The sequence below is a fragment of the Bradyrhizobium niftali genome (assembly GCF_004571025.1).
GTDB classification, from domain to species: Bacteria; Pseudomonadota; Alphaproteobacteria; order Rhizobiales; family Xanthobacteraceae; genus Bradyrhizobium; species Bradyrhizobium niftali.
Genome location: NZ_SPQT01000007.1, coordinates 167,367 through 187,112, shown reverse-complemented (window position 1 = coordinate 187,112; position 19,746 = coordinate 167,367). Strand labels below are relative to the sequence as shown.

Genomic DNA, 19,746 nt, shown 5'->3' with positions numbered 1-19,746 from the left:
TGGTCACCTGGTTTGTGGTGGCTGATCGCAAAAGAGCCCGTCGCAACAATCGCGCGTGACCGCAGCAGCCACGCCACAGGGAAACGCACCGGATGTCTGAGAATGTTATCGCCGCGTCGCGACCTGTCACGACCGCGAACTCCGGCTCTCGCACGCTGACGCTCAGTGCGTGGTCCTGGGTCGGCTACGAGGCGACGCGGATCCCGTATCTGGTGCTGCTCAAGATCTACATCTTTGCGCCCTATGTCAGCAAGATCATGATCGGCGATCCCGTGCTTGGGCAGACGCTGTTTGCTCGATACGGCTTTGTTGCAGGTTTGGTCGGCGCCGTGACAGTGCCGTTTCTCGGCGCCTCGCTCGACCGGATGGGCCCGCGAAAGCCGTGGATCACGGCCTGCATCCTGATCTCGTTGCCGCTACTGGTCAGCCTGTGGTGGGCGAAGCCGGACCGCAGCGGATTGTCGGTCCATGCCGTGCTGGTGATCGTGATGGCGCTCAATCTGTTGTTCGTCTATTCCGAGATCCTGCATAACGCGATGTTGGGACCGGCGGTCGGGATGTCGCGGGTTGGCCGCTACTCGGGTGTCAGCCTGGGGGTCGCAAATCTCGTGTCCGTCGCCATCATGACGTTCCTGTTGTGGGGATTTGCGCTTCCCGGGCAGTTGCATTGGTTCGGGATCCCCGACGTGCCGCTGCTTGGCTTCTCGCAGGCAAGCCACGAGATGGAGCGATCGATCGGGCCTCTGATCGCAGCGCTCGGCTGCGTCGGCCTGTTGATGCTGCTTCGCTTCACCATCGACGCGCCGGCATCGGGCGAGACCTTCCTGAGGGCGATCCGCCTCGGTTCAAGGGACGTGTTCGCTCTGATCGCCGGTCTGCGAAAGCAGCCGAATCTGCTGAAATTCCTGATCGCCCGGACCTTCTATGCCGACGGCTTTCACACCCTTATCATCTTCGAAGGCATCTATGCCTCGGGCGTGATGGGATGGCACGGCTTCAAGCTCCTCAGTTTTGCCGTCGTCAAGATCGCATTCGCCGCTCTCGGCGGCTTGCTGGCGGCAAGCCTGAACGCGCGACTTGGCACGCGCCGCGCCATCATCGTCCAGATATCGGTTACGGTCGTTCTGCTGGTCATGGTCCTCGGCACGACGCCGGACCGGATGATCTTCTTCTGGCCCCATGACCCGGCCGCGCAGCCGCTGTGGAGCGGCCCGGTTTTTCGAACCGTGCCCGAGATCGCCTTCATGCTGCTGTCGGGATCGATGACGGCGTTCGCGGTGGCCTCGATCGCGTCGGGGCGCGCCATGATCATTCAGATCGTGCCGCCGATGCGCGTTGGCTCCTATTTCGGGCTGTTCGGCCTGACCGCCAGCACGACAGTCTGGATCGCTCCGATGCTGGTTGGAATCCTGACGGCGCGCTTTCAGTCCCAGGCCGTCGGTCTCGTTCCGATCGCCGTGCTGTTGACCCTCGGTGCGATCGGCATGATCTTCGTCAAGGGTGGCGACCGGCTTGAGGAGTGAATGTGGCTTGGAGGGGCGCGTGAACAACTGGATCGAGCACGCCATCTGGTGGCACGTGTATCCGCTCGGCTTCGTCGGCGCCGAACGGGAGGCCGGCGCGTGCGTCGGCGTCGTGCATCGCCTTGACCACCTTGTTCGGTGGCTGGATTACGTCGTGGAGCTCGGCGCGTCCGGCATCCTGCTGGGGCCGATCTTTGCCTCGTCGACCCATGGCTACGACACGACCGATCACTTCCGGATCGACGGGCGGCTTGGGGACGACGCGGACTTCGACGCATTCGTCGAAGCGGCTCGTCGCCGCGGCCTGCGCATCATCCTGGACGGCGTGTTCAACCATATGGGCCGCCAATCTCCACGCTTTCAGCGCGCCGTCGCTGGCGGTCCGCAATCGCCGGAAGCCTCTTGGTTTCGCTTGACCTGGCCGGCGGACGGAAAGGAGCCTGATTGCGCGACCTTCGAAGGTCACCACCAGCTTGTGACGCTCAATCATGACGAACCCGCGGTCGACGACTATGTCATACGTGTGATGAACCACTGGCTTGATCGCGGTGCCGATGGTTGGCGGCTCGACGCGGCCTATGCTGTCCCGCGACAATTCTGGAACCGCGTCTTGCCCGCGGTTCGCACGCGGCATGCCGACGCCTACATCTTCGGCGAGGTGATTCACGGTGACTATGCCAGCTTCGTCGACGCGACCGGCGTCGATGCGGTCACGCAGTACGAGCTTTGGAAGGCGATCTGGAGCGCCCTGAACGATCGCAACTTCCATGAGCTCGCATGGGCGCTCGCGCGGCACAATGCGATGATCGGCCGGTTCGTGCCGCAGACGTTCATCGGCAATCACGATGTCACGCGGATCGCGAGCCAGCTTCTGGACGAACGGCATATTGCGCACGCGCTGGTCATTCTCATGACCTGTGGCGGCACTCCCTCGATCTATGCCGGGGATGAACAGGCGTTCCGCGGAATCAAGGAGCACCGTGCCGGAGGCGATGGCGCGATCCGCCCGGCCTTTCCGGCGGCGCCGGCCGAGCTGGCGCCATTCGGCTGGCCGACATACCGGTTGCATCAGGAGCTGATCGGACTACGGCGGAGGCATCCATGGCTCGTTCGGGCGAAGACCCGCATGGTCGAGATTCGCAATACCGACCTTGTCTTCGAAGCATTCGATGAAGGCAATCGGCTATGGGTTGCGCTGAACCTGGCGGACGCAGTGGTCGGACGTACCATCGATTCCGGCGTCGACAGGCTCGCAGGATCAGGCGCGGTGCGCAGGGCTGGCGGCAGGACCGAGCTTACGCTGCCGCCGCATGGGTGGGCTATCCTAGGTTAGCGACAGCTTGCCAGGCGCGGCAGGCCTCGGACAATACAAGCTTATGATGAGCCCGCTCACCGCTTAAGCGGACGGAACTCCATTTTCGGACAGTAGCTTAAATGGTGGGTTTGGCCTGGAAAGGTCAAAATGGTCGTTCTTTCAAAAGGAGTTGACTGACACTATCTCCGCCATTTGGCCGACTTCGCAAGCCGCCGCGGGACCTTCCCATCGATTGGTGCTGGGTCGAAGCCGGCTCGGCTCGGCGCTGAAGGTGACACAAACTGCATGTGACATTTGGACAGCAGCCATTACTGCTTTTTGGGGTACTATCGCGACAGCGGCAATATTCGGATAAACGACAGCCGGCAAACGGTGAGCGGGCAATCGCGCCGAAGCGAACCGTAGAGCGCCTGAATGGCGATCGGGTAGACACGGATGTTCACTTTCCGGACCTCCATCACCTTTGCGGTCATGTCGTTTGTCGTGGCGCTGACCTTGCTGCTGGTCGCCATTCAACTACGCTCGTTGCGCTTTGCCACGCGCGAAGCCGCTTCGGCCTACATGGACGCAACCAGCACCAAGGTGCTCGGACGGCTTCAGGGCGAGCTTTCCACGATTTCGTCCCTGGTCCATGTGCTGGCTACGAGTTCGAGCGTCGCAGACTCCAATGAGAGGAGCGAGACCGGCCGTGCAATTCCGTTGTTCAAGGCCGCGCTGCAAGAATTTCCGCAGATGGACAGTATCTATGCCGGTTTCGAGAATGGTGCCTGGCTCCAGGTGCGGCGCATCAGAGACCTTACCGAGGAGCAGCGCGAGCACTTCCGCGCGCCGGCGAACGCCGAGATTGCGATCAGTCTCATACGTCCTACGATGGACGGCGATCTGCCGCTACGGCGCATCTTTCAGGACAAGCAAGGCAACGAGATTGGAGAGCTCGACCTGTGGAAATTCGGCTACGACCCCCGCAAACGTTCCTGGTATTGGGCGACGATGCAAGCGGACAATCCCTACATTTCCGAGCCCTACCTCTCGTACAGCATAGGCGCGCCGGTCATCACCGTGAGCGCGCCGCTGCGAGGCAAGGTGCCGGGCGTTCTTGCCGCCGATCTCAAGCTCGATACGTTCAGTGAGTTTGTCCAGGCTCAGCGGCCGGGCGAGCATGGTACGGTCATGATTTTCGACCAGGCAGGATCAATTATCGCCCACCCCGAATTTACAGATCTCGTTACGAACGCAATGACGCACCCGGCCCAATCGTCGTTGCCGAGCATCGATGAGATCAATACGGGAATGATGGCCTCGGTGATCCGCGGTTCGTACAACAAGGACAGCTATGAAGGAAGCATCGATGACGGGACAGGCAAGGGCTTTCTCTTCCGAGTGACCAAGTTCGCGCTCGGCGAACGTTACAACGGCAGCATCCTGCTACTGGCTGCCCAGGACGACTTCGTTCAGAATGTCCGCAGGCTTCAGTTCACCGGACTTGTCCTTGCGATACTGGTTGGCGCTGCCTTTCTTCCGATCGTCTGGATGTTCGGCAGCCAGATGTCGCGCTCCATCCAGCGCGTTACCGCGCAGGCCCGCCAATTGCAGACACTATCTGAACCCGAACTGGTGCCGGTAACGTCCTATATCAAGGAAATCCACGCGCTGGGCAGTACAATGAATCTCGCGCAGCGCGCGATATGGTCGTTCGCCCACTTCGTTCCCAAGGAGATCGTCCGCGGGTTGATCGAAAATTCCATCTCGACCAGGCTCGGCGGGGTCAAGCAGGAGGTCACGCTGGTTTTCACCGACGTGCAGGGCTTTACTACTATTGCCGAGGCTGCGGACCCAGACGTGCTGATGCGCCAGACGTCGCGGTATTTTTCGGCAATGACGGCAGCGTTCCTCGCTGAAGGGGGCACGGTCGACAAATTCATCGGCGACGCGGTGATGGTTTTCTGGAACGCGCCGAACCCGCAGGCGGATCACGTCGCCCGTGCTTGCCGGGCGGTGCTGGCAGCGAAGGCCGCCGGCGAGCGGCTCAACGTCGAGTTCGAGGCCGATGGACTGAAGCCCTTCATCACAAGATTCGGCATTCATGTCGGCGAAGCGGTGGTGGGTAACCTCGGATCCAGCGAGCGCATGAACTACACGGCGCTCGGTAATACCGTCAATCTCGCTGCCCGCCTTGAAGGCCTGAACAAGGATACCCGGACAACGATACTGGTTAGTGAGGATGTGTACTCTCGGGTCGAAAGTCTCTTCAAGTTCAGGGCTCTTGATGCCGTCGTTGCCAAGGGCATGACACGCGAAACTCGTATTTTCGAACTCGTGGGGGCATCGACATGAGTAAGTCACCGCTGTCTTGCGGCATTCTGTCGACGCTGCTGGCGCTCTGGCTGAGCCTTGCCGGTTCATTCGTTCACGCCGCCCAAGACACGATCAAGGTCGGCATCCTGCACTCACTGTCCGGCAATTTGGCGATTAGCGAGTCCGTCCTCAAAGACACGGTCCTGATGCTGATTGCGGACCAGAACAGGAAGGGAGGGCTGCTTGGAAAGCGACTCGAGCCGGTCGTTGCTGACCCCGCGTCCGATTGGGGCACCTTTGCCGAAAAGGCCGGCGTGTTGTTGACCCAGGACAAGGTCGCGGTGGTCTTTGGCGGCTGGACGTCTCTTTCCCGAAAAGCGGCAATTCCCATTTTCGAGCAAATGAACGGCTTGCTCTACTATCCCGTTCAATCCGAAGGCGAAGAAAGTTCTCGCAACGTTTTCTACTTGGGCGCCACGCCGAGCCAGCAGGCGATACCGGCGATCCGCTACCTGATGAGCAAGGAGGGTGGCAATGTTCGCCGATGGGTCTTGCTCGGAACCGACTATCTCTATCCGCGCAAGACCAACGAGATTATGAGCGTCTATCTCGCGACCGAGGGTGTGTCTTCAGAGGACATTACGGCGATCTACGCATCGCCGGACCAATCCGACTGGCGCGAGATCGTTCAGAGCGTGAAGGCCTATGCCTCCGGAGGGAAGAAGACGGCAGTGATCTCAACCGTCATCGGTGAATCAAACGTTCAACTGTACGCCGAGCTGGCGAAGCAACAGATCGATACGAGCAAAACGCCATTTATGACTCTCACCGTCAGCGAGCGGGAGTTGCGTGGCCTGGATCTCGGCGGACTTGCCGGGCACCTGGCTGCGCGAAACTACTTTCAGTCCGTCAAGTCGCCGGAAAACGACGTGTTCGTGAAAATGTGGGCGGATTTCAACGAACAGCGGGACACCACCACCAATGATCAGATGGAAGCGACCTTCCTTGGCTTCAGGATGTGGACTCAGGCTGTCAGTCAAGCAGGCACGGCTGATGTTAATGCCGTCAGGCAAGCCATGTACGGCCAGCGAGTCAATGCGCCAAGCGGCTTTGAAGTGGTGATGAACACCAATCATCATCTCTCCAAGCCAGCCATGATCGGCAAGCTCCAGGCTTCAGGAAGCTTCGATGTGGTCTGGCAGTCAATCAACCCGATCAAGGCTTCGGTTTGGAGCAGGTACCTTCCCGAGAGCGCAAAGCGCACCGCTGATTGGACCTTCCCCTGGGTTTGCGGCGGATGTACCGAGCCGACCTTCAAAGATAGGTAGCCTGTCGATATACGAAGCAACACGCTGTCCATCGAAAACGACTTCGGCCACGATCGCACCGGCCGGACGGAAGAGGACGGCGGTCGGCGTCGGGGCGAGCCGGACATCGACGAAGACTTATGAGTACGCGTCCTCGTACCCTCTACCGCTGCTCGGTGGCGATGCGCAAACCCAAAGCGATCAGGACCATTCCGGTCATGCCTTCTACGAGGCGACGCACGGTGGGGCGTTGAAGTGCATTCCGCATCTTGTGGATAGCTGCGGCATAAACTGCGAGCCAGAGAAAGGTCATACCTGCAAAGACAATTCCAAGAGCGAGCAGTGTGGCGAAGGTCGAGCCGCCTATCGGTGCGAACTGGGGAAGCAGGCTGGTGAAGAAAACAGCCATCTTAGGATTGCCGAGATCGCTGATGAGCCCCTGCCTGAAAGCCATCGAAGGGCTAACGCGGCTATGCGAGTGGCTTTCCACCGAGATCCCCGAACCTTGTTCCCCCGGCCAAAGAGCTTCGCGTAACGCGGAGATGCCCAGATAGATAAGATAAGCGGCGCCCAAATACTTGATCGCAATAAATAGTGGCGCCGAGGCCACCACGAGAGCAGCAAGGCCGACGCTGGTCGCCAGGGCCCAGATTGTCTGCCCAACTGCTATGCCCGCCGCCGTCCAAATCCCGCCAGTCCGCCCGGCCAGAAGGGCGCTGCGGATCGTTGTGGCCGTGTCGGGCCCCGGCGTGATGATGACGATTATCGACACCCCGATGAATGCAAGAAAAGATAGCATACCGCGCCGCTCCTCCACATTGCCGTCGACTATAATACACACTGCCGAGTGTTTGGTTCGGTTCGGCGCACCATGCGTGAAGCGGTCTGGAGGCGAGAGACCCGCATGGTCTGCACCTGGCCGACGCGGCGATCGTACGCACCATCGACGCTCGCGTCGACAGGCTTGCTGGATCAGACGCGGTGTGCAGGGCGGGCGTGAGGACAGAGCTTAGGCTGCCACCGTACGGTTGGCCCATCCTGGGCCAGCGACGGTATGCTTGATGTGCTCGCCGGCTACACGTTGTGGCAGGCAATGGCTCTACCGTCCGTGCCGGCAGACCGAAGCTCAGGAACGTCGACCTGGCAGCGATCGCTGGCTATCGGGCAACGTGGGGCGTAGGCGCAGCCGCGTGGCCGCTTGAAGAGGCTTGGCGGTTCACCCGTTTCGATCGCACCGAGAATCCGCTTGGATGGGTCCGGCTTCGGAATTGCCGCCACCAGCGAACGTGTATAGGGGTGGCGCGGATCATCCAAAACCGTCCGCGTTGCGGCCTGCTCCACGATCCGACCCATGTACATCACGGCAACGCGATTGCTGATTTGCCCAATGACGCCGAGGTCGTGGGAGATGAACAGCATCGACAGCCTCAGCTGCTCACGCAGGTCCATCATCAGATTGAGCACTTGGGCCTGCACGGACACGTCCAGGGCCGAGACCGGCTCGTCGGCGATCACAATGGACGGTGAGGGAAGAATTGTTCGTGCGATGCCGGCCCGTTGCCGCTGCCCGCCGCTCAGTTCGTACGGATAGCGCGCGGCGAAAGACGGATCCAGGCCGACCGCCGTCAGTGTGGCGGCGATCGCCGCGCTGCGCCCGGCGCGACTGGTGAAGAAACCATTGATATCGCCAGCCTCCGCGACCGAATCTCCGATCGTGCGCCGCGGATTGAGCGATGCATAGGGATCCTGGAAAACCATCCGGATGTTCAGACGCATGTCGCGAAGGCTGGCACCCGTCATGTCCGTTCCCTTGAAGCTGATGGTGCCGCTGTCGGGCCGGACCAGCCCGACGATGGAGCGGCCCACCGTGGTCTTGCCACAGCCTGACTCGCCGACGATCCCGAGCACCTCACCCTCTGCCAGCGACAGCGACACACCATCCACCGCCCGCACCTGATATTTTCGGCCGGCGCGCCTGACGCTGAAGGAGACCTTCAGATCCCGAACGTCGAGGACTGCGTTGCCGTTCATCGCGGTTCCCCGCCATCCAGAGGGAAGGCGCAGAGCACGTCGTGTCCTTGAGAAACTTCCGCGCGCGGTGGGGCCGCGGTGCGGCACGTCTCGCGCACCGCTGCGCACCGTGAGGCAAAGACGCAGCCAGCGCCGACCGTGCCGGGTGCCGGCGGCTGGCCCGCTATGGTTGGCAGACGGCGTGCGCCGGAATTCCGCGACGGCATGCAGTCCATCAGTCCGCGCGTGTAGTGGTGGCGCGGTCTGCCGAACAACGCCTCGACGCCCGCGGTCTCCACGATCCGGCCCGCATACATGACCGACACGCGATCGGCGAGCTGCGCGATCACCCCCATGTCGTGGGTGATGAACAGCATCGCCATGTCGAGGCGGTTGCAGAGCTCGCGCAGCAGCCCGAGAACCTGCACCTGGATGGTAACATCCAGTGCCGTGGTCGGTTCGTCGGCGATCAGAACCTGAGGCCTGCAGGCCAGTGCGATCGCGATCATGACCCGTTGGCGCTGGCCGCCGGACAATTGATGCGGATACGCCGACAGTTGCATTGCGGGATCGGGCATGCGCACCTGCTCGAGCAGCTCGCGCGCCCTGTCGATCGCCGGAGGGCCGGACAATCGATCATGCACGCGCACGGCTTCGGCGATCTGATCGCCGATCCGACGAACCGGGTTAAGCGAGGTCATCGGCTCCTGAAAGATCATTGCCATCCGGCCGTGGCCCGCTACGACGCGCTGCCAGGGCTGCAGCTGCGTCACGTCGCAGCCCTCCAACAGGACCCGGCCGGCCCGGATCCGCGGGCCGGGCTGGGGCAGCAATCCCATCACCGCAAGCGAGGTCATGCTCTTGCCGCAGCCGGATTCGCCGACGAGGCCGAGGATTTCGCCCTTGCCAAGTTCGAAGGACACGCCGGCGACGATGTCGACCGGTGCAGTCTCCGGCCCCAATGACACCGTAAGGTCGCGAACGGACAGCACGATCTAGCCCTTCTCGCTAAAGAGCTGACGGAACCGAGGATCGAGACGATCGCGCAGTGCATCGCCGACCAGGTTGAGCGAAAATGCAGTCGCCACGATCATCATGCCCGGAAAGAACAGCAGCCACGGCGCGCGGGTGATGAAGGTGCGCGATTCCGCCAGCATGTTGCCCCAGCTCGGAATCTCCGGCGGAGCGCCCAGGCCAAGGAAATCTAGCGATGCCGCGCCAAGCTGCGCGAACGCGAAGACGAAGCTGGCCTGCACAAGAAGCGGTGAGACCAGGTTCGGCAAAATATGCTTGCCGATGAGCCAAGCCGTTCCGGCGCCCATGCTGCGGGATGCCTCGACATAGGTCTCCATGCGCAAGCGCAGCGTCAGACCGTAAACGATCCGCGTCGTGGTCGTCATGTAGCCGAGCCCGATCGCCAGAATGGCATTGGCCACGCTCGGGCCGAGGACGACGATCAGCCCAAGCGCGAGCAGCAGGCTCGGGAATGCCATGAGCACATCGACCATGCGCATCAGCAGGTGACCGAGCCGGGGGAACAGGGCGGACAGCACGCCGATCGGCACGCCCGTCGCAAGCGCGAACATGACCACGCCCGAACCGATCAGGAGCGCCATGCGCGCCGAGTGGATGACGCGTGACAAGGTGTCCCGGCCAAATTGGTCGGTACCGAACCAATGAAGCGCGTTCGGAGGCGTCAGGCGGATCGACGGGTCGATGGCGTAGGGATCGTAAGGTGCGAGCCAGGGCGCGAAAGTCGCGGCGAGTATGGTCCCCAGGAGGATGCCGAGCCCCAACAGTGCGATCGGGCGCGCGATGAACGGCTTCAGCCAAAGGATCGCGCCGTCACGGCTCATTGGAGTTCGACCCGTGGATCGAGCAGGCGATAACTCAGATCGACGATCAGGTTGATCAGGAGATAGACGACGACGATGACCAGAATGACGCCCTGGATCACCGGATAATCCCGGCGGAGGATCGACTGGACGACGAGGCGGCCGATACCCGGCAGGGCAAACACAGTTTCGGTCACCACCGCTTCGGACAGCAGCGCCGCGAAAGTGAAGCCGAATGCCGAGACCACCGCCAGGAGCGCGTTGCGCAGGATGTGCCGAACCACGACCTGCCAGGGCCTGATACCCTTTGCACGCGCCGTGCGCACGTAATCCTCGCGGGAGACGTCGAGCATGCTGGCGCGCGTCAGCCGCAGAATCAGCGCGGCATTCGGCGCCGCAAGCGCCAGGCTCGGGAGGACGAGATAGCGGAGGTTGACGAGCCCGCCTTCGAAGATCGATGGATAACCGGAGCTCGGAAACCAGCCGAGCCACGCGGCAAAGATCAGGATCAAATAGAGCCCGACCCAGAACGTAGGAATCGAGGCCATCAGCATCGCCGCGCCGGACAGCCCCTGGTCGAGCCAGGTGCCGTGCCGAACCGCCGCGATCATGCCGATCGGCACACCGATGAGCGTAACCCAGATCATCGTCATGGTGGCGAGCAAGGCGCTGGTCTCGGCCCCATCGGCAATCACCGACAGCACCGGCGCCTGGAAGAAGATCGACCGTCCGAGATTGCCCTCGAGCACGTGGCCGATCCAGGTCAGATATTGCAGGATGATCGGTTGATCGAGGCCGAGCTGGTGTCGCAGAGCGTCGATCTGATCGGGGGTCGCGGTGTCACCGAGCAGAACATAGATGGGATCGCCCGGAACGATATGGATGAAGGCAAAGATGATAATGGACGCCGCTAGAAGCGTTACCGCCGTCGTTCCCGCGCGCTTGAGTGCGTAAGACCACATGTGATGGTGCAGCTGATCAGCGGCGACGAAGCGCGTCGGTGACGGCGCTCGACATTCCCAGCGGTCTCATTGTCCGTCCTTACTTGGTAGACACATTCCAGAACACTGGACCGTTCGGGTTCAGTCCCTTCAGCTTGGGAGAAGCGATGTCATAGGTGTAGGCATCGCCCACTTTCATGACCGGCACCTGGTCGTAGATCAGCGATTGGATCTTGTCCCATGTCGACTTGCGTGCGGTCGGATCGGTCGATTTGATCAGCTCGGCCCGAAGCGAACTGATCTCGGGGCTGTCCCACCACCCGGGATAGCTCGCATTCAGGAACGTGAGGAGCAGCGGATCAGGCGAGAACGAATGGTGGGTGACGAAGATGTCCCACTGTTCCGGCTGGCCTCGCATCTTGAGAAGCGTCGCCCAATCGACGACCATCATCTGAACATTGATCCCGGCGTCGGCCAGCTGGCGTGTGAAGACCGAGGCTTCGTCATAGTGCGCCTGATAGTTCGTCGAGACCAAGAGGCGGATCGGAGTTCCCGTGTAGTCCGCCTCCTTGGCGAGCTCCTTGGCCTTCTTTGGATCGCGCGGACTGTAGCCGGAAACGCCTTCCGCCGAGTACCAGGGCGTGCCCTTCGGGAAGATCGATCCCTCGGCATTCCACAGGTCCTTGGCGCCGAAGGCGACGCGCAGGGCCTGCGACTTGTCCAGCGCGGTCTGGATGGCGCGGCGGAGCTTGTAGTTGTCCTTCAGGATTCCCTGCTTCGAGTTCATGAAGAAAAGGCCGAAGATCGGCGCGTTCGTACGCTGCACCTGAACCGACTGGTCCTTGCTCAGGGACTCGTACAGATCGCCAGAGATCATTTCCGCATAGTCGTAGTCGCCGGCCTGCACGCCGCTCACGCGGGTGCCGACGTCCGGGACCGGAATGAACCGGATCTTGTCGAAGATGGCGACGCGGGCGCCGGCGAAGCCGTCGCCCTTTTCCTTCACCGGCTTGTAGCCATCGAATTTTTCCACCTCGACATAGCGGTTCGGTCGCCACTCCACGAACTTGTAAGGCCCGGTACCGATATAGTCCTTCTGCTCGATCGGCCGGTTTCCGGCATTGGCGGCGATTTCTTCCGGATAGATCGCAAGGCCACCATTGACGTCCGCAATGAGATTCTTCCAGGCGCCGTTCGGCGCGGACAATTTCAGCGTGACCTCGTATTTTCCGGTTGCCTCGACCGACGTGGCTGCGGCCATCAGGAGCTTGCCGCGCGCACCGAAGTTGCCCCACCGCGTCAGCGAGGCGGCCACGTCCTTGGCGGTCATCTCTTTGCCGTTGTGGAAGGGGACGCCTTCGCGGAGCTTGATGACGATGGTCTTGCCGCCGTCTTCCTCGCGATCGCTCTCGGCCAGCATCGGCCGTGGCGTATAGGTCGAGTCCAGCGCATACAGTGTTTCGAAGATGTGGCGGCCGATGACTGATGCGACGTCGGCAGTCGTCAGCATGACGTCGAGTGGCGGCGGTTCGCCGATGGTGGCTTCGCGAAGCAGGGTGGCCGCGCTGGCCTGTGCATTGAGAAACAATGCGGTGGCGATCCCGACGGCGCCACGCATCAAGACACTGAGGTCGCATCTCATGATCGCCCCTCCCACCTTGTTTCAGCCGCCTGCCTTCACGTGCAGCGGTGCGCCCTCAGGTGTTGACCCGGCGGCGCGTTATCGTTTGTTTGAAAGTTACATGCATAATATGCTAAGTTTCAAGTGGAAAATTGCCAATGATTGCCGATCTGTCGATACGTTGATCGGTCGAAGCTGAAGGTTTCTTACGACGCTCTCCTGGTTGGGGGCGCAGGTTAATCCGACCTGAGGAAGGGCGCGCATGCCGCGTGCGAAGCGAATTCACCCGGCGAAGTCCGCTGGGACAGCAGTCTCGACGCCGTCGCGCCGCGACGCGTTCGTGGCCGGCGATATCATCTCCGTCATCAGACAGAGTGCTCCGGGTCTCAGCCCATCGGAGCAGCGTGTTGCCATGGCGCTGCTGGCCGACGTCGAGTTTGCCATTCACGCGAGCAATGCGGAGCTGGCCCGCAGCGCGCGTGTCAGTGAACCGACAGTGACCAGGTTCAGCCGCTCCGTCGGCTGTCGCGGCGTCCGTGACCTCAAGGTGAGGCTGGCTCAAGCAATGGCGGTCGGGCGGATTTACGTCGAGCTGCCCCCGCATGTCGGCACGGATCTGGCGCGCCCCGCTCTCTGGCGGTCGGTGTTCCAGGAAATTCGTCGCGCAATCGCCGCTGCCGAGGAGGGACTGCGGAAGGAGGACATCGAGAGGGCTGCCGAAGCCATCGCGCGCTGTTCGAAACTCGCAGCATTCGGCGTGGGCGGCGGCTCGACCCTTGCGGCAATGGAGGTTCAGAATCGCTTCTTTCGCCTCGGGATCGCCGTCTCTCACGCCTCCGACCCGAGCTTGATGCGCATGATCGCCGCGACCCTTGGCCAGGACGACGTCGTCATCGCCATCTCGACCACCGGTGCGGCGACCGAGGTGATTGAGGCAGCCAGTATCGCCAAGCAATACGGCGCCCTGGTCGTCGCGATTACCAGGCCGCAAAGCAGGCTGGCCTCAATCGCCGATATTGCGCTCGGCGTGTACGTGCCCGAAGCGCCCGATGCGCTCAAGCCGACCGCGTCGCGCTATGCCCTTCTCGCGGCCATCGATCTGCTCGCCGCCTCGACGGCCTATTGCAAGCCGCTCGAAGCCCAGACACGGATGCGTCGGATCAAATACGAGTTGCTGAAGGGGACGGACGGAAATTCAAATGGGCCGCTCGGCGACTGAAGCGAGGAAGCTCGTCGCGATCGTACGGTCCTCAATTCCCGGATTCAATTCCTCTCGCCCGATAAACGAACTGGGGCCTGGTGACGCCGAGCATCCGCGCTGCTGTCGAAACCCTGCCATCCGAACGTCGCAGCGCCTCCGCGTAGATTCGTTGGTTTAGTTCGCTCATCGTGAGCGATTTAGCAGCCATTTGATCGACTATGCCGCCCACATAGGTGTCTGCAGAACTGGGAGGCGCTAATGCCAGCTCGCTCGAGAAGTGCTTCGGTTGAATCTCTCCCGGCAGTTCGTTGCCGCCGTCGAACCTGGCCTTGAACAAGGCGTTCAGGAGAACCGAGCGCAATTGCGGGAGATTCCCAGGGAGAGCGATGCCCTTGACCAAATCCAGCGCCGCACGGGAGAGACGATGCTGCGGCAAGGCTTCGTTCTCCGACATCGCTGCGAGCATGGCCCGAGTGATGTCGGCAATGTCGCCGCGCCTGTGCTGGAGGCCGAGAAGCTCAATCGGCAGAACCGCAAGGGCGAAGAGAAAGTCCCGGCGGAGTGCGGGCATGGCAATGAGCTCGCTCAGCCGATGAGTGGATGTGCCGGCCAATTGCAGCCCGGGCGGCAAGTCCCGACTCTCTACTCTTTCGGCCAACAGGAGTTGGCATTCCTCGGACAGTGTCTCGATATTCTCCAGGAGCCACGTCTCGCGTGATTGCTTCAATTTCCTGAGCCAGATATCGATCTGCTCGCTGGTGAGGGATCTGCAGACAAGGCGTCGCAATCGGCCGCCTGTTCCGTGGCGCTGGTGGTGCAGGTAGCGCGCCGCGAGGTGTTTTCCGCAACCATGTGGACCGACGATCAGCGCAGGGAGCTCTCCTGCGGCAACGCTATCCAGCTGGCTGCGGACGGGCTCCAGAACAACGTCTTCGAGGCTTGCACCCCCGTGTCTGGAGGTTGTCTTCGTCGGCACATGGATTGCCGTTTCGACCCCGCCGGTTCTGCGCGGAAGGTCTGCAAGCGATGGAACGACCTCCTCGCGGAACATGCGAACCGTGGGATCGTCGGCACCCCAGGCATAGGCCGTCTTGCCGGTCACCCTGCAGTGTTTGTGCCCCATCGCGGCACATTCCGTTTCCTTGTAGACGATCAGCTTGTCGAAGAAAAAGCTGGCATATCCCGACGCGTAGCCGACCTGCATCCAGCAAACGGGCTCGGACGCGCAGCGTTGGCGATTGAGAAACTCGGTCGCCTCCATGCCACCATGCCAGAGAAACTCCGCTGCAAACTTGTTCTGCTTGAAATTGAAGTCGTTGTAGACAGTCTGCACGCGCACGACGCCAGACATGGTGTGCATCCGCGTGCCTGCGGTGAACGCGTCCCCGATGTCGAGCCCAGGCCAGGCGGTGCGGATAAACTCTGCATCCTGCGTTCCCGCCTGAAACCCTAAGCGCAGCAAAATAACCCGCGCGTCGTGAGACCCGAAGCGGCGAACCAATTCCTCCTGGAGCTGAACAGCGATCGAGGCGCGATGGAGGACAAGCCGCGCGTTGCGCAAGCTGATATGCGCGTGAGCAGGATCGTACACGATCTGGGAGAGCATATCCCGCAAGGTTGGCCGTCCACCGCGATCGAGCAGGCTGCTTTCTTCGATCTTGGAAATCATTTGGCCGCACTCCCCCCCACCAAGCTTTTCTTCTCGCTACAGAGTTGCCGGGTTTGCATCATTTGATCAATCCAAATTTATGAAATGATCCATTCGCTCTCGCCCCGATCGTCGCCAAGCTGCGTTTGCCGATCGTGATCCGAAGGAACATCTCCATCTTTATCAATAGCTTGACGGACGTTCGAATGAACGGTTGCGGTGCAGCGGTGATTTCCTCTTTGACCGCTTTCCGACCAGGGTGATTACCTCGGCCAAAAGAGAGCCAAGTGCTCTTGGGGGGAAACGGAATGCGGGACGCGAGCAAAATCGTGAAGCTACCGGATGAGCCACACTCGGAGGCGATCAGGCGCTTTGCAAAGGAAGGCGCCTATATCGCGGGCGATGACAAATCCTCACCCTGGATTCCTTTTGGCGACGTCGCAGCCATCAAGCACCTGTGCTTCGACGTTCGCAACAACGCAGCAGCCAACATTCTGTGGGTCAAGAGCGGCGGGCGGATCGGCACGCACAAGCATCGCGGCTTCGTGTCGGCCATCACTCTGGAAGGATCCTGGGGCTATTACGAATACGACTGGATCGCCAGGCCCGGCGACTTCATCTACGAGCTCCCGGGAGCGGCGCACACGCTCTATTCCGACGATCCGAATGGCATGAAGGCGCTGTTCTGGCTGAACGGCGCTATCGAATTCTTCGATGACAACGGTGAGTATGATTTCACCGCCGATGTCTTCTGGTTCATCGAACACTACACGCGTTACTGCGAGGCGAACGGCCTCCCCGTCAACAACGACATGTTCATCTGAGTCGGGTTGCTGGAATTGGGGAGAGGGCGCGTGGACGAGTGTGATTACGTCATCGTGGGCGCCGGTTCGGCCGGTTGTGTATTGGCGAACCGCTTGAGCGAAGATCCGAAAGTCAGCGTCCTCGTGCTCGAGGCCGGCGGCAAGGACAACAGCATATTCATGAAAATACCGCTGGCATGGCGCCAGATCTGGCGCGGTCCCAAGTTCAACTGGAATTATGCGACGGAGCCGGAGCGGTTTCTCGACGGGCGGCGTCTTTCGCTTCCACGCGGCAAGGTCCTGGGCGGCTCTTCGTCAATCAACGGCATGCTCTACGTGCGCGGACACCCGCGCGATTATGACCTGTGGCGCCAGTCCGGGTGCGAAGGCTGGAGCTATGCCGACGTTCTTCCCTATTTTAAGCGCGCGGAGGGCAGCTGGCGAGGCGAAGGCGATTATCACGGCGGCGCAGGACCGCTCGGCGTCAGCCCAACCGATGTTTCCAACCTGAATTTCGGCTTGATCCGCGACACGGCGATTGCCGCGGGGATTCCGATGACCGACGATTTCTCGGGAGCGCAGCCTGAGGGCTTTGGCATCGTCGACCTGACGATCAAGAATGGTGTGCGCAGCAGCGCATCGGCGGTCTATCTCCGCCCCGCATTGAAGCGTGCCAATCTCACCGTGAAGATCGGTGCCCTGACGGAGCGGGTCCTGATCGAGAAGGGGCGCGCGACGGGCGTCACCTACGTCGCGAACGGCAAGCGTGTTTCCGTTCGCGCAAGGCGCGAGGTGATCCTGTGCGGTGGGAGCTACAACTCACCACAGCTTCTCTTGTTGTCGGGTATCGGGCCGGCCGATGAAGTTGCCGAACACGGGATAACCCCTGTTCACGAGCTCCCAGCGGTCGGCAAGAATCTATCCGAACATGTGGTGTTTCACATTCAATTCGCGATCAAGCAGCCGATCACCTTTCTGAGCCGCCTGCGGGCCGATCGCGTTGCACTTTCTGTGTTGCAGTGGGCCTTGTTCCGCAAGGGCGATTTCGCGACCCAGGCATTGACCGCGCTCGCCTTCGTGCGCAGCCGGCCCGATGTCGAGCGACCGGACATTCAGCTCTTCTTCAACTCGACGCGCATGGACGCCAAGGTTTGGTTTCCCGGGATCACGCCGCCGCAACAGCACATGCTGGAGGGATATCCGTCGATCAATTATCCCGAAAGTCGCGGCGAATTGCGTCTGCGCTCGGCTGATCCGCGTGACCCTCCGCGTATCCGGCTCAATTTTCTTGGAACCGAAGGCGATCGCGAGACAGCGCGCGAATGCATTCGATTGGTACGGCGCATCTACAATACGCCACCGCTCGGCCTGCTGATCGAGCGCGAGACTTCGCCTGGCGCCGAGGTCGTCTCCGACGCCGACCTTGACGCGTTTGTCCGGCGCACGGCTGAGGTCGGCCATCATCCCGTCGGGACCTGCGCGATGGGGACTGGGCCAGCGGCAGTGGTCGATCCGCAACTGCGCGTGCGTGGATTGCAGGGGCTGAGGGTGGTCGACGCTTCGGTCATGCCAACCGTGCCAGGAGGCAACACCAACGGACCGACAATCATGATTGCCGAGCGCGCCGCCGATCTGATCGCCGGGAAGACGCTGCTAGCGCCGGCTTCGAGCGCGGTTCGATGAGCACGTTGTCGGTCGCACGATCGACGATGTCATGGCATCCGGAGCGGCGGATGAGGGTTCTGACAAGTGAGACTGGCTTTGGACCGCGTGGAGTCCTGGCGGCGGGCTTCACAAAGAAGACTTGCGGTGGTCGCAGCCGTCAATCACGTAACAAAAGGGGGAATTTGATGAGACGATCGATAAAAGCGGCCGTGGCGGCCGTCGCATGCACGCTTGCAGCGCTAGCGTTCAATGATCCCGCAGAAGCTGCCTCCGCGCCGAAATGCGGATTGAATACCGGCAAGGCTGCGACCGGTGCGCCCATCTCGATTGGCGGCATCGTTGGTCGGACAGGCCCGGCGGACTTCAGCTCTTCGGGCGATGCGGCTGCGGCGTATTTCAAGTGCGTCAACGAGAATGGCGGCATCAATGGCCGCCCGATCGAGTACACGCTGGAGGACGACGCCTGGAAGCCCGAGCAGGCCGCTCAAGCTGCGGCCAAGCTGGTGACCGATAAGAAGGTGGTTGCCCTGGTCGGCAGCAACAGCTTCGTCGAATGCGCCGCTAACCAGGCGACTTACGAAAAGAACGAGGTGCTTGTCGTCGCCGGCGTTGGCATCCCCCGGGATTGCTTCTTTGGGAGGAACTATTCGTCAACGAACGCTGGTCCTCGGTTGAGCAACCTTGGCGCAGTGCAGTACATGCATGGGAAGTTCGGCATCAAGAGTGTCGTCTGTGTCGCGCCCAACATTCCCGGCGTCGGCGATTTCTCCTGCGACGGCGTCAAGGCGTGGGGTGCTTCCAAGGGTGTGGCGGTCAACGTGATCCTGATCGATCCCGCGGCGATCGACATGACTTCCATCGTCCTCCAGGCGATGTCGTTCAAGCCCGACCTGATCGAGGCGAGCTTGCCGCGTGACGGCGTGATTGCCTTGCTCAAGGCCGCCGAGGACCAGGACCTCGGTTCCAAGGTGAAGTTCGCCGCGCCGACCTCGGTCTACAATCTCGAGTTTCCGAAAACGATCGGTCCCTATTGGGACAACAAGGTCTACGCCCAGCTCGAGCTCGAACCTTTCGACAAGCAATCGCCCGACATGCTGAACTGGTATGCGGTGCTCGACAAGTATGCGTCCAAGAATGTCCAGCGCGATACTTTCAATCAGGCGGGTTATTTGGCAGCGCGTTGGATCGTCGAGGTCATGCTGACAATGGACCCGGCCAAGATCGACCGCACATCTGTTACGGCCGCCCTCCGCGGTATGAAGTCGGGCCTTCAATCCGACATCGCGTGCGGCCCGTGGTATTTTGGGCCGGGCAATCGGCATAATCCCAACCACGCCGGGTCGGTGGCCGTGACGTCGGGCGAGAAATGGGTGACCCAGCAGTCCTGCTTCGGGGTGGATGATCCCGATCTGGCAGACGTCCTGGCGACGGAGAAAGAGCTGGGTATTCGCAAGTAGGCGAGCCGGTGTGGGTCGCGTCGGAAAACGGACCAGGGGCGACAATTCACGCCCTTGGTCATCGGCGGCAAAGCCGATTGTCCACGACCGGACGCTCCGCTGAGCGCATGCGCCTCAAATCAATC

The 19,746-nt window shown here is 61.4% G+C and carries 15 protein-coding genes; 8 read left to right on the top strand and 7 right to left on the bottom strand.

Annotation, left to right across the window (positions count from 1 at the left end; all coding sequences use genetic code 11):
• Positions 1–92: 92 nt before the first annotated feature.
• From E4K65_RS15820 to E4K65_RS15805, 4 genes are all read left to right on the top strand, one after another.
• Complete coding sequence (locus E4K65_RS15820) at positions 93–1,523, top strand: MFS transporter (RefSeq protein ID WP_135174961.1); 1,431 nt, start codon at positions 93–95, stop codon at positions 1,521–1,523.
• A gap of 19 nt (positions 1,524–1,542) precedes the next feature.
• Entirely contained in the window at positions 1,543–2,856 is a 1,314-nt protein-coding gene (locus E4K65_RS15815; protein WP_135174960.1) for an alpha-amylase family glycosyl hydrolase, read from the top strand.
• A 417-nt stretch (positions 2,857–3,273) separates the two neighbouring features.
• A complete protein-coding gene (locus E4K65_RS15810; RefSeq protein WP_135174959.1) occupies positions 3,274–5,172 on the top strand; it encodes an adenylate/guanylate cyclase domain-containing protein in 1,899 nt (632 codons plus the stop codon).
• Positions 5,169–6,461 (top strand): ABC transporter substrate-binding protein, encoded by a 1,293-nt coding sequence (locus E4K65_RS15805; protein WP_135174958.1) that lies wholly within the window; start codon positions 5,169–5,171, stop codon positions 6,459–6,461. Before E4K65_RS15810 ends, E4K65_RS15805 begins: the two co-directional genes overlap by 4 nt.
• Positions 6,462–6,603: 142 nt before the next feature.
• On the opposite strand, the gene E4K65_RS15800 is transcribed toward E4K65_RS15805, so the two are convergent.
• The 6 genes from E4K65_RS15800 to E4K65_RS15775 form a co-directional block, all read right to left on the bottom strand.
• A complete protein-coding gene (locus E4K65_RS15800) occupies positions 6,604–7,239 on the bottom strand; it encodes a LysE family translocator (RefSeq protein WP_027548219.1) in 636 nt (211 codons plus the stop codon).
• A gap of 275 nt (positions 7,240–7,514) precedes the next feature.
• Entirely contained in the window at positions 7,515–8,471 is a 957-nt protein-coding gene (locus tag E4K65_RS15795; RefSeq protein ID WP_135174957.1) for an ABC transporter ATP-binding protein, read from the bottom strand.
• On the bottom strand, positions 8,468–9,442 hold the full coding sequence (locus E4K65_RS15790; protein WP_135174956.1) for an ABC transporter ATP-binding protein: 975 nt from the start codon (positions 9,440–9,442) through the stop codon (positions 8,468–8,470). The genes E4K65_RS15795 and E4K65_RS15790 overlap by 4 nt, the downstream gene beginning before the upstream one ends.
• A 3-nt stretch (positions 9,443–9,445) precedes the next feature.
• Entirely contained in the window at positions 9,446–10,306 is an 861-nt protein-coding gene (locus E4K65_RS15785; protein WP_135174955.1) for an ABC transporter permease, read from the bottom strand.
• On the bottom strand, positions 10,303–11,247 hold the full coding sequence (locus E4K65_RS15780) for an ABC transporter permease (protein WP_135174954.1): 945 nt from the start codon (positions 11,245–11,247) through the stop codon (positions 10,303–10,305). The genes E4K65_RS15785 and E4K65_RS15780 overlap by 4 nt, the downstream gene beginning before the upstream one ends.
• A gap of 79 nt (positions 11,248–11,326) precedes the next feature.
• Positions 11,327–12,868, bottom strand: coding sequence for an ABC transporter substrate-binding protein (locus E4K65_RS15775; RefSeq protein WP_167770842.1), 1,542 nt, complete (start codon positions 12,866–12,868; stop codon positions 11,327–11,329).
• Positions 12,869–13,109: 241 nt separating this feature from the next.
• Between E4K65_RS15775 and E4K65_RS15770 the strand changes: the two genes are divergently transcribed.
• On the top strand, positions 13,110–14,066 hold the full coding sequence (locus E4K65_RS15770; RefSeq protein ID WP_135174952.1) for a MurR/RpiR family transcriptional regulator: 957 nt from the start codon (positions 13,110–13,112) through the stop codon (positions 14,064–14,066).
• 31 nt (positions 14,067–14,097) lie between these two features.
• Here the strand turns inward: E4K65_RS15770 and E4K65_RS15765 are convergent, their stop codons facing one another.
• A complete protein-coding gene (locus E4K65_RS15765) occupies positions 14,098–15,717 on the bottom strand; it encodes a XylR N-terminal domain-containing protein (RefSeq protein ID WP_135174951.1) in 1,620 nt (539 codons plus the stop codon).
• A 308-nt stretch (positions 15,718–16,025) separates the two neighbouring features.
• Here E4K65_RS15765 and E4K65_RS15760 point away from each other — a divergent pair, with 308 nt between their 5' ends.
• Genes E4K65_RS15760 through E4K65_RS15750 form a run of 3 tightly spaced genes read left to right on the top strand, consistent with a single transcriptional unit; the run spans position 16,026 to position 19,621 of the window.
• Positions 16,026–16,520, top strand: a complete 495-nt coding sequence (locus E4K65_RS15760; RefSeq protein WP_209312067.1) for a 2,4'-dihydroxyacetophenone dioxygenase family protein — start codon at positions 16,026–16,028, stop codon at positions 16,518–16,520.
• A gap of 6 nt (positions 16,521–16,526) precedes the next feature.
• The gene (locus tag E4K65_RS15755) at positions 16,527–18,182 is read left to right on the top strand and encodes a GMC family oxidoreductase (RefSeq protein ID WP_235885649.1); all 1,656 of its coding nucleotides are present in this window, start codon (positions 16,527–16,529) and stop codon (positions 18,180–18,182) included.
• Between the two features lie 50 nt (positions 18,183–18,232).
• On the top strand, positions 18,233–19,621 hold the full coding sequence (locus E4K65_RS15750; RefSeq protein ID WP_235885648.1) for an ABC transporter substrate-binding protein: 1,389 nt from the start codon (positions 18,233–18,235) through the stop codon (positions 19,619–19,621).
• The last annotated feature ends 125 nt before the right edge of the window (positions 19,622–19,746 follow it).